The organism is Taylorella equigenitalis ATCC 35865 (genome assembly GCF_000276685.1).
Taxonomy (GTDB): Bacteria; Pseudomonadota; Gammaproteobacteria; order Burkholderiales; family Burkholderiaceae_B; genus Taylorella; species Taylorella equigenitalis.
Genome location: NC_018108.1, coordinates 1,382,753 through 1,396,160, shown reverse-complemented (window position 1 = coordinate 1,396,160; position 13,408 = coordinate 1,382,753). Strand labels below are relative to the sequence as shown.

The 13,408-nt window shown below is 37.7% G+C and carries 10 protein-coding genes, 1 tRNA gene and 1 pseudogene; 8 read left to right on the top strand and 4 right to left on the bottom strand.

Annotated elements, in window-relative coordinates:
• The first annotated feature begins 98 nt into the window (after window positions 1–98).
• Window positions 99–2,837: a preprotein translocase subunit SecA gene (gene secA / locus KUI_RS06425; RefSeq protein ID WP_014840559.1), complete on the top strand. Its 2,739-nt coding sequence runs from the start codon at window positions 99–101 to the stop codon at window positions 2,835–2,837.
• A gap of 81 nt (window positions 2,838–2,918) precedes the next feature.
• Here the strand turns inward: secA and mgtE are convergent, their stop codons facing one another.
• Entirely contained in the window at window positions 2,919–4,409 is a 1,491-nt protein-coding gene (gene mgtE, locus KUI_RS06420; protein ID WP_013521480.1) for a magnesium transporter, read from the bottom strand.
• A 61-nt stretch (window positions 4,410–4,470) separates the two neighbouring features.
• On the opposite strand from mgtE, the gene KUI_RS06415 reads away from it, so the two are divergent.
• The 7 genes and pseudogenes from KUI_RS06415 (at window position 4,471) to KUI_RS06380 (ending at window position 11,342) form a co-directional block, all read left to right on the top strand.
• Window positions 4,471–6,171, top strand: a complete 1,701-nt coding sequence (locus tag KUI_RS06415; protein ID WP_014840558.1) for an FAD-dependent oxidoreductase — start codon at window positions 4,471–4,473, stop codon at window positions 6,169–6,171.
• 51 nt (window positions 6,172–6,222) lie between these two features.
• A complete protein-coding gene (locus tag KUI_RS06410; protein ID WP_014840557.1) occupies window positions 6,223–8,298 on the top strand; it encodes a TIM-barrel domain-containing protein in 2,076 nt (691 codons plus the stop codon).
• Between the two features lie 8 nt (window positions 8,299–8,306).
• Complete coding sequence (locus tag KUI_RS06405; RefSeq protein WP_014840556.1) at window positions 8,307–9,188, top strand: polysaccharide deacetylase family protein; 882 nt, start codon at window positions 8,307–8,309, stop codon at window positions 9,186–9,188.
• A gap of 37 nt (window positions 9,189–9,225) precedes the next feature.
• Window positions 9,226–9,301 (top strand) — tRNA-Lys (locus KUI_RS06400).
• A gap of 229 nt (window positions 9,302–9,530) precedes the next feature.
• On the top strand, window positions 9,531–9,713 hold the full coding sequence (locus KUI_RS06395; RefSeq protein WP_013521476.1) for a hypothetical protein: 183 nt from the start codon (window positions 9,531–9,533) through the stop codon (window positions 9,711–9,713).
• Window positions 9,714–9,778: 65 nt separating this feature from the next.
• A pseudogene (locus KUI_RS08680) lies at window positions 9,779–11,071 on the top strand (IS1634 family transposase).
• Between the two features lies 1 nt (window position 11,072).
• Window positions 11,073–11,342: a hypothetical protein gene (locus tag KUI_RS06380; RefSeq protein WP_044954002.1), complete on the top strand. Its 270-nt coding sequence runs from the start codon at window positions 11,073–11,075 to the stop codon at window positions 11,340–11,342.
• Here KUI_RS06380 and KUI_RS06375 read toward each other — a convergent pair.
• The 3 genes from KUI_RS06375 to KUI_RS06365 are packed head-to-tail and all read right to left on the bottom strand — an operon-like array spanning window position 11,312 to window position 13,407.
• Window positions 11,312–12,103 carry a thiazole synthase gene (locus KUI_RS06375; RefSeq protein ID WP_013521470.1) on the bottom strand — a complete coding sequence of 264 codons (792 nt, stop codon included), beginning with the start codon at window positions 12,101–12,103 and terminating at the stop codon, window positions 11,312–11,314. The two genes, KUI_RS06380 and KUI_RS06375, sit on opposite strands and share 31 nt — an antisense overlap.
• Window position 12,104: 1 nt before the next feature.
• Window positions 12,105–12,323, bottom strand: a complete 219-nt coding sequence (gene thiS, locus KUI_RS06370; RefSeq protein WP_013521469.1) for a sulfur carrier protein ThiS — start codon at window positions 12,321–12,323, stop codon at window positions 12,105–12,107.
• Complete coding sequence (locus KUI_RS06365) at window positions 12,313–13,407, bottom strand: FAD-dependent oxidoreductase (RefSeq protein WP_013521468.1); 1,095 nt, start codon at window positions 13,405–13,407, stop codon at window positions 12,313–12,315. The genes thiS and KUI_RS06365 overlap by 11 nt, the downstream gene beginning before the upstream one ends.
• Window position 13,408 lies beyond the last annotated feature (1 nt).

Below are 13,408 nucleotides of genomic sequence, written 5' to 3'. Positions count from 1 at the left end.
ATCCCTTTTTTGACTTTAAATAAATTCGGTTAAAATTTCACTTTATAAACGCATTTTTGACCATATATACGTTTTAGTGTATTTAAAAAATTCCCACAATGATTTCAATTCTTAAAAAGTTAGTTGGCTCTAGAAATGATCGCCTTCTTAAACAATATAAAAAAATAGTCACAAAAATTAACAGTCTTGAACCTGCTATGCAGGCTCTTTCGGATGATGAACTTAAAAATAAAACCACTGAATTTAAAGATAGATTAGAAAGTGGCACAAGTTTAGATTCTTTATTGCCAGAGGCATTTGCGGTTGTGAGAGAGGCCTCTGTCAGGACATTAGGGATGCGACACTTTGACGTTCAGTTAATTGGCGGTATTGTTTTGCATAACGGCAAAATTGCAGAGATGCGTACTGGTGAAGGTAAAACCTTAATGTCCACATTGCCAGTGTACTTAAATGCTTTAACGGGTGAGGGTGTCCACGTTGTAACGGTAAATGATTACCTTGCTAGAAGGGATGCAGAAACTAATAAGGTGCTTTTCAACTTTTTAGGTTTATCAGTTGGTGTTGTGGTTCCTGATCAGGATCCAACTGAAAAATATGAGGCTTACAGGGCAGATATTACCTACGGTACTAATAATGAGTACGGATTTGACTACCTACGCGATAACATGGAGTATCATCTTTCCGATAAAAGGCAAAGAAAGCTTAATTATGCGATAGTCGATGAGGTTGACTCCATTCTTATCGATGAGGCTCGTACCCCACTAATTATTTCTGGACAAGCTGAGGATAATACCGCTTTATACGTTCAGATGAATGAGGTTCCTAAAAAATTAATTCGTATGAAAGAGGAGCCTAAACCACAAGAACCTGAACCAGAAGGTGATTTTTGGGTTGACGAAAAATCTCAACAAATCCACCTTTCAGAAGCAGGTCATGAGCATGCTGAAGAAATTCTATCTCAGTTAGGAATCTTGCCAGAAGGGGAATCTTTATATGACCCAAGATATATAACATTAATGCATCACCTTATGGCGGCTTTAAGAGCACATAACCTTTTCCATAAGGATCAGCATTATGTTGTAAAAGATGGAGAAGTTGTAATTGTGGATGAGTTTACTGGCCGTTTTATGACTGGTCGTAGATGGTCTGATGGTTTACATCAAGCGGTTGAAGCAAAAGAAGGCGTACCTATCCAAAATGAAAATCAGACTATGGCCTCAATTACATTCCAAAACTATTTCAGAATGTATAGCAAACTGGCTGGTATGACTGGTACAGCAGATACTGAAGCCTATGAGTTCCAAGAAATTTATGGTCTCGAAACCGTTATTATTCCTACAAATCTCCCTATGATTAGGGAGGATCAGAACGATCAAATATTCCTATCAGCACAAGAAAAATATGATGCAATTATTAGGGATATAAAAGATTGTTATGATAGAAAGCAACCAGTCCTAGTTGGTACAACAAGTATCGAAAGCTCTGAATTTCTATCTGCGCTTTTAAATAAAGTAGGTCTACCTCACGATGTACTGAATGCTAAACAGCATGCGAGAGAAGCTGATATTATCGCTGAGGCTGGTAAACCAGGAAAGATAACTATTGCCACAAATATGGCAGGGCGTGGTACGGATATTGTTTTAGGCGGAAATATTGCCAAAAAAATAAACGCTATTCAAGTCAATGAATCACTTACTGAAGCTCAGAAACAAGAACAAATCATTAAAGAAAAAGAAGCATGGAAACTTGAAAATGAGAAAGTCAAAAGTGCTGGTGGTTTGAGGATTATTGGAACAGAAAGACATGAATCACGTCGTATTGATAATCAACTTCGTGGACGTGCGGGACGTCAGGGCGATAAAGGGTCCTCTAGATTTTATCTGTCTTTAGACGATAATCTACTACGTATATTTGCGGGTGGTCGCGTGCGCACAATTATGGAGAAACTTGGCACACCTGGTGAACCTATTGAAGCTAAGATGGTTTCACGATCAATTGAATCAGCTCAAAGAAAGGTTGAGGGGCGAAATTTTGATATTCGTAAGCATTTGTTGGAATTTGATAATGTTGCCAATGATCAGAGAAGAGTGCTTTACGGTCAAAGAAATGAAGTTCTAGAAGAAGAATCTATTAGAGATATGGTTGATGAACTTAGGGCTAATGCTCTTAGGGATTTTGTTCAAATTTATGTTCCAGCAGACACTGTTGAAGAGCAATGGGATATAGATTCACTTCAGACAAGTCTAAGTTCTGAATGGGGAATTAATCTTGATATTAAATCAGCTGTAGCTAATAACGATAATATCGATGATGATGATATTTTGCAGATGGTGCTTAATGAAGCTAACAGAATCTATGAAGAAAAAGTTGCTTTAGTTGGTGATGAATCTTGGAACCAATTTGAGCGAGCAATAATTCTTAGTAGGTTGGATACATGTTGGAGGGAGCATTTAGCTGCTCTTGATCACTTACGTCAGGGTATTCATCTTAGAGGGTATGCTCAAAAAGATCCTAAGCAGGAATATAAGCGAGAAGCCTTCCAATTATTTAAATATATGCTTGAGCGTGTTCGCAATGAGGTGTCTAAAATCCTCTTAACAGTTCAGATTCAGTCTCCTCAAGAGGTAGATGAGGCTGAGGCACAGCAGATAGAAGCAGCTAAATCACAAGCTGAACATATGAACTATCACCATGCTGATCAAGACGAAGCTTTAGCAGAGGATAATGCCGCAAGTGAAGTTGAAAATCATAAGAAATTCGCTAATGTCGGAAGAAATGATCCGTGTCCATGTGGAAGCGGAAAAAAATACAAGCATTGCCACGGGAAACTATCATAATAATGAAATAACCCTAGAGAAATCTAGGGTTATTTAAAGTTGATAGCTTTATTTGATCCTTGCTATATAGCGGATAGGCTTTCAAAGCAAAAAGATGCTCGCTAATCCAAGGAATATAAAAAATCCCAAAGCATCTGTGAAAAATGTTAAAAGAACTGATGAACCCATGGCAGGATCTTTATTAAACCTGTCTCGTACCATAGGGATAATTACTCCAAGGCAGGCACCAATAAGCATATTCAAAACCATCGCTATGACCATAACAAGTGCAATTTCATAAGATCCAGATATGGCCCACGCAAAACCAGAAGCTATGATGCTTCCAAGTAAACCCACAAGAAGCGTAACCAAAGCCTCACGCCGTATTAATCTAAACATATGTTTTGATTGGATTCTACCCATTGATAAAGCACGAATCACAAGAGTTAGTGTCTGATTTCCTGAATTGCCACCTATACCAGCCACAATGGACATCAGAAAAGCCAATATAACAATTTCGCTAACAGTGTCCTCAAACAAGGAAGCGATAAAAGTAGCTACAGAAGCTGTACATAAATTAATAAGTAGCCAAGGTGTCCTGTTTACTACCGCTTGACCAATTGATGAGAATGTATCCTCTTCCGATAGACCTGCAGAAGCAAGTTGCATCTCTTGCGTATCCTCTTGGATTACATCAAGAACGTCATTAATAGTTACACGAGCAATAAGTCTATTTTCGTTATCTAACACGGGAGCTGAGACCAAATCATAACGCTCAAACGCAGAGGTGGCCACCGTATCGTCCTCTTCTGGGTTAAGAGAAAATACGTTTGTACGCATAACATTTTTAACAATCTCAGTCGGCTGATTTAAAAGAAGATCTGAGATTGATAAGACACCTAGCAAATGCTCATCGTTATCAATAACAAAAAGCTTATCAGTATGGTCTGGCAATGATTTTAATTGACGCAAATAACGCAATACAACTTCCAAAGTCACGTCCTCTCTGACACGTAACATCTCGAAGTCCATAATTGCACCGACAGTACCTTCCTTGTATCCAAGAGCTGCAATAAGTTGATTTCGCTCCTTGTCCGTCAATCCCTTTTGAACCTCAGCAACAACAGATGGAGGTAAATCTGGAGCTAGATCGGCTAATTCGTCGGTGTCAAGATTTTCTGTAGCAGCCAGCAAATCCTCATCGTTCATGCTGGCAATAAGGTCTTCTCTGACCCTATCACTTACTTCAAGTAACACCTCACCATCATGCATGGCGTGGACAAGATTCCAAACATGCAGTCTATCAGAGTGAGGAAGAGAATCTAGTATGTAGGCAATATCAACAGGATGAAGTGGATTAAGAAAATTCTGTAACTCTACGTCATGCTGTTTTTTTACAAGGTTTTCTACTAGCTCTTTACGATCATCAGGGTCGCTTTCCTGATTGTGAACTAGATTTTCAACTAAATAATGCTTACGTAAAAGAAGTTTTACATGCTCGAGAGCAAGCTGAGCCTCTTCCGTGTCCAAACGCTTAGATTTGGATGGGTCTAAAGCTTGAGCATCTTGTGGATTTTGATTTGAAAAGTCCATAGTAAAATATAGGCTACGCTCTCAATATAGCTTGGATTATAGCACCTCTTGGACGAATAGCATGTTTGTAAATCTACCCGAATTTTTAAAAAAAATTTTAAAAATATATCAACAAAAACAGGGTCCAACTGTCGTCGCTATTAAATCTACATCTTGGGAGGAGGTATCAGGAGCCTTAATTCAAGAATTTAAAAAAGTTTTAAATTTTAACGTTAGTTTTGAAAAATCGCTTCATATTATCCTTCTTTCGCCAACAAAAAATATTTTTTTCAAGCCTTCTAACAGTTCCCACGTCCTTAAAAATGCTTGGCCACTACCTATGTCAGGAATAAATCGCATAGATATTCTTAATTTCAAATTGGTAGTTCATATTGTTTATGATGAGTATGGATGGGATAGTTTACAAGCCGAGATAGATGTGTTTATAGTAGACGAACCATGTAAAAACATGATGAGGTTAGCAGTTTCAAATATCTATGTGTACACACCATCTCAAGTGTCAACTTTAGAAGAAATTGCATCTTTTAAGCAGTTTAAAATAGTTCATAGGAACAGCGAACTGAATCTCTACCAGCTATCTAATCCACATATAAAACATAAATGTATACAAGCCCAACCTAGTAATATTGCGGTTATCGGGGCTGGTATTGCGGGAGCAAGCATTGCCAACCTACTATCTAAAAAAGGACACAAGGTTGATTTATTTGATCCTAAATTTAATGATATGCCTACAGGTGAGGTTTTCGAAACATCTGCAGGTGCGATTACACCAGTGATTACAGCAGATGATAGCCCCAAATCAAGAATATCACGTGCTGGTGTACTTAGAGCTCGCACAAGGTGGCAATGCTACTTCGGACAGGCTTTGAATCCTTGCGGAACGCTTGAAGTTGATAGGGACAAAGGTTATGCTAAATCATTGGCCCAAGCTGTTGAGATGCTAAATTTTCCTGATGAATGGATTAGGAGGGTTACTGCAGAAGAAGCGACATCTATCTCTGGATTCAATATAAATAGGGATGCGGTTTTTTTACCTTTTGGGATGCAGATATCGCCATTAAAAATAATAAAACTTTTAACGGATTTAGAGGGTATAAATAAATTCACAAATCGAATTTTATCTATTGATGCATCATGCCCAAAAATTAGACTAAAAACTGAAGATAATGATTTCTTTGAAGGGTATGATTACGTTGTTATTGCCTCCGCTATAAAAACCCCTGAAATCTTAGCTACCAGTGGTTTAGATACTGTTAAACTTAAGTCTGGTCAATGTGTTCAAAGGGTTTCAAAATTTGCTACCCTTCATGCTCTAAGTGGGCAAACATTAAGGGTTCCAGCAGAACTTGTTAGTGGTGGACCAAAATGTGTTATAGGTGGTTTGGGATATTTCCTTCCTGAAATGGGAGGATATTGTGTTATGGGGTCGACTTATAAGCATAATGATTTAAATCCAGAAGTTAGTTTAGAAGGGCATCAGAGCATACTTTCTAAAATACCTATAGAATTTGATTTTGATGCTGAGGATCTTGTAAGGTTACAGGGCTTAAAGGGGCATGCATGTGTTAGGGCAGTAGTCAACGGAAGAACTCCTTTAATAGGACGGCTTAAAGACACTAATGTTTTTTTAGCCTGTGCATACGGTTCTCATGGAATGACATGGGCAAGCCTAGGGGCAGAAATAATTGGAGCTGAAATTGGATTGGAACCTTCTCCTCTCTCTAGAGATTTATTGAGGATAATGGCTCCAGATAGCACTTAAACTGGACGTTTGGTTTAAAATATAGGACTACCATTTTAAGAATTCAAGCCTGTGACTACAATCAAGCATATAGAATTAAGCTCAACATCAATAAGCGGCCCAGTAGAATTCTGTGAGTTTACTGTATCTAAAACCTACAATTTCCGAATTGAGATGTCTGCTTTCGGGGCTTTTAGGTTGCTTATAAATCCCATCAAGTCAAAGGGTACTGAAATTAAATCAGTTGGACCTGAATTGCTCTTGTCGGATTTATTTACAACTGCTGAAATCGATTTTAAAACAATTAAGCCTGGTAAAAACTGGAGATTGTCATATCAGAATAAACTTATTGAGATTTATTCGAGTCCCTTTGAACTTAAGTTCTACATGGATGATGCTCTTAAGCTTTCAACTTCTGTAGACTCATTAAGTCTTAACGATAGTAGGTGGACTTTATCCTTTGACACCAGTGAGGATGAAATATATGGCCTTAATTGTATTAGACCAAACATTGAACATAACGAAATTGTAGAGGGTTCTTTGCCATTTGCATGGAGTCCGTCAGGTTGGGCTACTTACGCTTCTACTGTTTATCCTGTAAGCTATACTTTTAATGAAGGGTATAAATTAACGTTTTCTAATGACTGCTTGGATTTATTTGTATTTTTAGGTGCTACTGAAGAGTTGTTTAATCAGTACAATGCTGTGGTAGGTAGGGCTTATGGGATTCCTTTACTTAGCTCAGGTAATTGGTTGGTTCAGACTAAATCATCAACTCTTAATGAGTTTTTAAATTACAGTCGTAAGTTTTCGGATAATGGATATAGCTTAGATACGATTAAGCTTTCATGTCCATCAATTTTTGTTTTTGAGAGTGATAAACCTAATTTTGATTTGGATGAGGATAGAGTTGGTAGAACTAATCAGCTTAAATCAGTATTAGATAGAAATCGTAAACACTTGTCACTGCCTGCATTTCCAGCATTTTTAAAAGGTTCAGAGCTTTTTAGCAATTTGAGATCTAAATCTTGGCTTATGAAAGGTGAAGATGGAGAGGCTTTGACCTTTGAAGTCGATTCTAATGAATACGTATTGCTTAATCTATTTAATAAGGATGCTTATAAATTTTGGCAGGATAGAGTTCAACAAATTATAGCTGGTATTGAAGTTTCTTTGAGTTATAACTGTGAGGATTATTCATTGCCAGAATTGCCTTCATCCTATTATGCTTTATTAGAGCACTCTCTTGCTCAAGCTCAAGCTAAAAATAAATCTCCTAGTGAAGTATATATAGACAGAACTAAATTCATAACTAATAGTTCTAGATCATTAGGGCTTACTGTTGATATGGAGATTGAAAGTTTCGAAGATTTGTTGGCTCTCCATAAAAGACATATTGCCACCCAAGTAAGTGGTATTGTTGCTGAACGCCATAGATTTAGAATAAAAACACAAAATCAAAACGAAAATTTAGTGTTAAGGACCGCTTCATACTCATTATTTAGTGGCGGTTTTGCCTTTATAGGAGAGGATCAATATCTCCCTACGAATTTATCAAGTGAGGTTCAGGATAAGCTTAAAACTTTGATGAATTGGTACTATAAATTGCTTCCATATTATCTGGGAATTATCGAAGATTCTGCTCGTACAGGTTTACCTGTTCAACGTATCATGCAATTGGCATTTCCTGAAGATTACGAATCTCATGAGTATCAAAATCAGTTTATGTTTGGGGCTGCGTTGTTAGTAGCACCTATATTTGATGACTCGGACGAGGTGGAGATTTATTTACCTGAAGGGGAAAATTGGTGGGATGTTAATACGGGTATTAAATACGAGGGAGGACAGATACTGCAGTATCACTGTACCAATGATTCCATTCCGCTTTTTGGTAGGGATGGGCACATGCTTTGCTTAGGTCCAGATTTGAGACGTCTTTCGGATTTTAATTCTGCAAAGGTGCTAGACGAAGTTTGGCTCTTCGGGATGCCGGTACATAATCCTCAAGTTATTAGAAATAAAATTAGAATCATGCAGATGCAGGGATCAAGCTATATCAAGGGTTTTGAAGGGCTCAAGATTCATCCATCTCAAGGGCTCGTTATAAAAAGACGCGGGGCTGAAGTTCGAATATCACCTGCTCGCTAAGATTTTACATGAGAAAAGCTAAAGTTATACCTGTATTGAGGTATACGCATGTTACTCCGAATGGAGGGGAGGAAAATTGCCCTCCGAGAATATTTGCAAAACAAATGTGTTACCTTAAGAAGAGGGGCTTTAACACTATATCCTCTAAGGAGTTTGCGAATTTTATTAAAGGTGCAACTCTCCCTAGAAAATCCATCATGATTACATTTGATCATGGATTTTTGGATAACTATGTTTACGCTTATCCTATTTTAGAAAAATTTAAAACTAAAGCGAATTTTTTTGTATACACAGGTCTTATTCGTGATGGCAATATTCGTACACATTACCGCTCTGATGAGATACTGCCGTATTGCCCCCCAAATGCAAAATGTAAGGCAATTATTAATTCTGGTCATCCAGAAAATGTGATGATGAATTGGAATGAGTTGACCTTTTTACGTGACTCGGGTTTGATTTCTATTGAAAGCAATGGTCATTCCGCTACTAGATGGGATCAGCAGTTAAACACTGATGGTCGTTTATCTATGCTCGAAAAAGAACTTGAGCTTAGTAATTCAGTTTTAAAAAATAATTTGGGTATAAATTGTGAACATTTAGCTTGGCCTAATGGTTACTTTGAACCATCGTATTTGGAAGTGGCAAAGAAAAAAGGGTTCAAATATTTTTACACTGAGAATGCAGAAGGTGTTAATACAACAGATATAAGTTGCGATACGATTTATAGGATTACACCAAACTATAGAACTTTTACTGGTTTTGTTGTGCATATTTGGCTTGTTAGACATCCTAGGTTATTAAAACTACTCAAAAAAATTGGGCTTTATAATTTTTTCTTTCCTCCTGACGTACACTTTGAGCCACAAGAGACTATTGACATCATAGACTAATAAGCATATAATTATTTTCTTTTGCTGATTCAGCATAGGGTTGGTAGCTCAGTCGGTAGAGCAGCGGACTTTTAATCCGTTGGTCCCGGGTTCGAATCCCGGCCAACCCACCACTAATTCCTCTTTGAATTCAATAAGTTAGCTTCATCATCTTTCTCCTTTAAACTACTTTAAAAATAGTACCGTGACAAATTCGTGACGTAGATATCTCAGATGCCTTAGCATATTGAGCCAGATGACTCTTAGATAAATGAGCATATTTCTGTACCATTTCTAATTGCTCCCAGCCTCCATGCAGATTGGGAAGGTAAGACTCTTAAAAATGGCACCGTTCAGAAAGTAGTGTTTTCTGCTAACTTCTGCCCTACTAAATCTATTCAAAAGTCAGGTGCTTCAACTGAACAGGAAGATGTATCTACTATATGCTCAGATGGCAAAGATTATGAAGCAGGTTCACGTGAAGAAGGCAACATTACTCTTAACTTTTTCCTGTCTTCGTCGGTTTTTTTGGGACACCCAACCTAAACTCATAAAAATCAATAAGTTAGGTTAAAATCAGGGCTCCGTTTGGGTGTCTCAAGTTTTTATTAATGTTTGTTAGAGCTAAGAAGAATAAATCAGGAAGCGTTAGTATTCAAATAGTTAGCAAGCATTCTGGTAAGTATCAGGTACTAAAATCAGTCGGTTGTGCCACCGAGTTGCACAAAATTGAAGAGTTAAAACTTAAAGCTCAGCTGATGATGGATGACATTAAGTAGCAATACTCATTGTTTAAGTCAGCTGAAGATGAGGCTCTAATTAACACAATATCAAGCCTCTCAAATAGCAATATTCAAACCATTGGACCAGAGTTAATATTTGGCAAGATATACGACTACATTGGATTTAATCGTATTAAGGAAAAGATGTTCAGACATATGGTCATATCAAGACTCTCATTTCCTTTAAGCAAACTGAAGACCACAGATTACCTTCATAGATATCAGAATATTGATATAGATGTGAATGTAATTTACCGTTTTTTAGATAAGCTAGAGAGCAAGTACAAAGATGAGGTTGAGCAAATTGCGTTTAATCACACACAACGAATGGTTGGAGGCAAGATATCCGTTGTGTTTTACGACATGACCACTTTACACTTTGAGTCAGAAGATGAAGATGACCTTCGCAGGACAGGGTTTTCAAAAGTAGGAAAACACACACATCCACAAATTTATCTTGGATTAATGGTCTCTTGTAATGGGTTTGCAATTGGGTATGACATTTACGAAGGAAAAACTTATGAGGGCAATACACTGATACCGTTTATAGAAGCCATGAGTAAGAAATTTGGCATTGGTAAACCAATAGTAGTGGCTTACTATCAAATAAGAATATTGAATATCTGATGGCAAACGATTATGAGTACATAATTGGTGCAAGGATTAAAAACGAGATCAAATCGATTCAAAATAAGATACTGAGCCAAAGATGGGCTGATGGTGATGTAAAGAGCTTTAACAAAACAGATGAAAGGCTATAGAAGCAACACTAAACTTACCGACAGTGAGTTACTGGAGCATTATGGTCAACTTTGGCAAATTAAGCGTGCGTTCAGAATGTCAAAGACTGATTTAAAAATTCGCCCAACATATCATAGGAACGAGAGCAGGATTAGAGCTCATATAAGCATAGTATTTGCTGCATATTCAATTTTAAAAACCTTAGAATATGCCTTAGACAAAGAAAAATCAAAGATTTCCACAACTCGTGCTTCTGAACTCGCTCAGAATATGTATCAAATCACAATAATGCTACCTGACCAAAAACTAGAGCAAAAAGTATTATTAGAAATGGATAAAGAACAAAAGGAATTATTCGAAATTTGTTCTAAATATTTTTAGGGTGTCCCAACGACGAAGACTGGAAAAAGCAATCAAAAGAATATATGGTTCAGGGTTAGCCTCTCCAACTGGACGAGGCGGTAAGGCTAGGGCAGGCGGTGGAGCTTCTGTAAATAGTGAGTTATTAAATCACATTAAGGGCTTAAAAGAGCAAGTTGCTGTGCTTGATATGTCTGAAATCGAACAGGATAAATACAAAATAAGCCTTATGAAAGGCTCACAAGCTTTACTCTCTAATCCCTACAAACTAAAAGGGCGTCCACTTACTTGAGTACTTGGTACTGCCATGTCTTGCTGGGACATGACACCTGCCTCATAACCTAACCTACCAGCTTCGATAGCTAATTTAAAAGCTCTAGCCATTTTAACGGGGTCATGTGATTGAGATACTGCGGAATTTAAAAGAACCGCATCAAAACCCAATTCCATAGCGTGAGTAGCATCTTTTGGGGAACCAATGCCAGCATCAATTACTAGAAATGCTTCAGGTAATCGAGCCCTTAATATTCGTAGAGCAAAAGTGTTAATCAACCCTTGCCCTGAGCCAATAGGGGCTCCCCATGGCATTAATACTTTGCAACCAACATCAAGCAATCTTTGACATGTGACTAAATCATCAGTGCAATAAGGGAACACCTCAAACCCCTCGTGCACAAGATTTTCAGCAGCTTTGACAAGCTCAAACATATCGGGTTGTAGTGTGTAATCATCACCAATAACTTCAAGTTTTATCCAATTTGTTTCGAAGACCTCTCGTGCCATCATTGCCACATTAATTGCATCATGTGCAGTTTTGCATCCAGCCGTATTTGGGAGCAATGTAGCTTTACTTTGTTTTAACACTTCAAAATAAAGTGATTGTTCATTTTTTAAAGAAGTTCCATCTCCCATTTGTCTTTTTAAGGAGACCGTTATTACATCTGCTTCGGAAGCAGCGAGGGAATCCAATAATATTTTAGGAGAGGGATATAAAGCAGTTCCTAAAAAAAATCTACTTTTAAGAGCTTTTCCTCCAAGTATGAAATTATCCATATCACCCTCCAGTTATAGGGGTAAAGGTTGTTATCTGATCAAGTTCTTTTAATATGTATACAGATCTTTGGGATTTAGGGACAAAAGTCGAATTTACTGCACTTGCAAGAGCTATTTCGCCCTCGTTTTTAGAATAAATTTCAGAAGCTAAAAATGATTCAAGTGATGTACCTTCCTCAATGTGATGCACATCATTATTTAAAAAAATTTTAATTTTCATTCTTTTTTGATATTGTGTCCATTATGCTGTAATCTCTCCCAAGTAGAGGTTTTAATGCATCCTCTACAACTGCTGGAGCTATAAGCCATCCATGTCTAAAAAGTCCGTTCACTCGTGTAATACCATCTTCAGTCTCTATTCGAGGTAAATTATCTAAAGTTGCAGGTCTAAGATTTGTTTCTGTGTGAATTATTCTCGCTTCAGATATATCTGGCAATACACTGTGGGCAGCTGTCAAAAGTTCGACCATTGTCCTGACTGAAATTGGACTTCTATCCTCGGACTCTATTTCACTTGCACCTACGAATAAAATATCAGGTTGTCTGTGGACAATATAAACTCTATATCTAGGATGTATCAATCGTATAGGTCGTGAAAGTCTTAATCCTGGAATCTGCAACCAAATAACTTCGCCTCTTACGCCTCTTACATTGTTACATGAGATGGAATGAGAGTTTGGATGTTTAAACTCTCTAGCCCCAACACCCCTAGCATCAAAAACCCAATCAAACTCGTAGGTGTCACCTTTTTCGGTTGTAATCTTATGAGTACTCAAAGATTTTACGGGCGTTTGCCACCGCCAATAAATATTTGTACATGAAGCATATAAAGCCTGCATAGCTTGCCTAGTGTGTATATGACCTTCATTTCTTAGCATCCATGCGTGAGCAACACCATGAACATCAGGCTCTAATTTATGCAATTCATCTAGAGTTAGTGGCAATGGTGACTGGTCTGCAGGAGCCTTTTTTTGAAGTAAGGAAACGAGTCGATTGGCTACACCATAGTCGCCTTGATGTGCAAGAATCAAACCTCCAGAGTAATGAAGTTCCACAGGTGAACTCAATGAAGGAACAATAGCCTTCCAAAGTTCTAAAGATCTCAACCCCAAATCAAGAATTACCCGATCACCGCTTTCAATTTCGGCAATATGACTCAACATCCCAGCTGCAGTAAAGCCTGCTGCCCTAGGATCTGACTCACTATCAGCAACATCAAAAATAGTGATATCATGCCCCTCACTTGTTAAAAGATAAGAGAGTAGTCGTCCAACTAAGCCTGCCCCAGCAATGCCAATATGCATG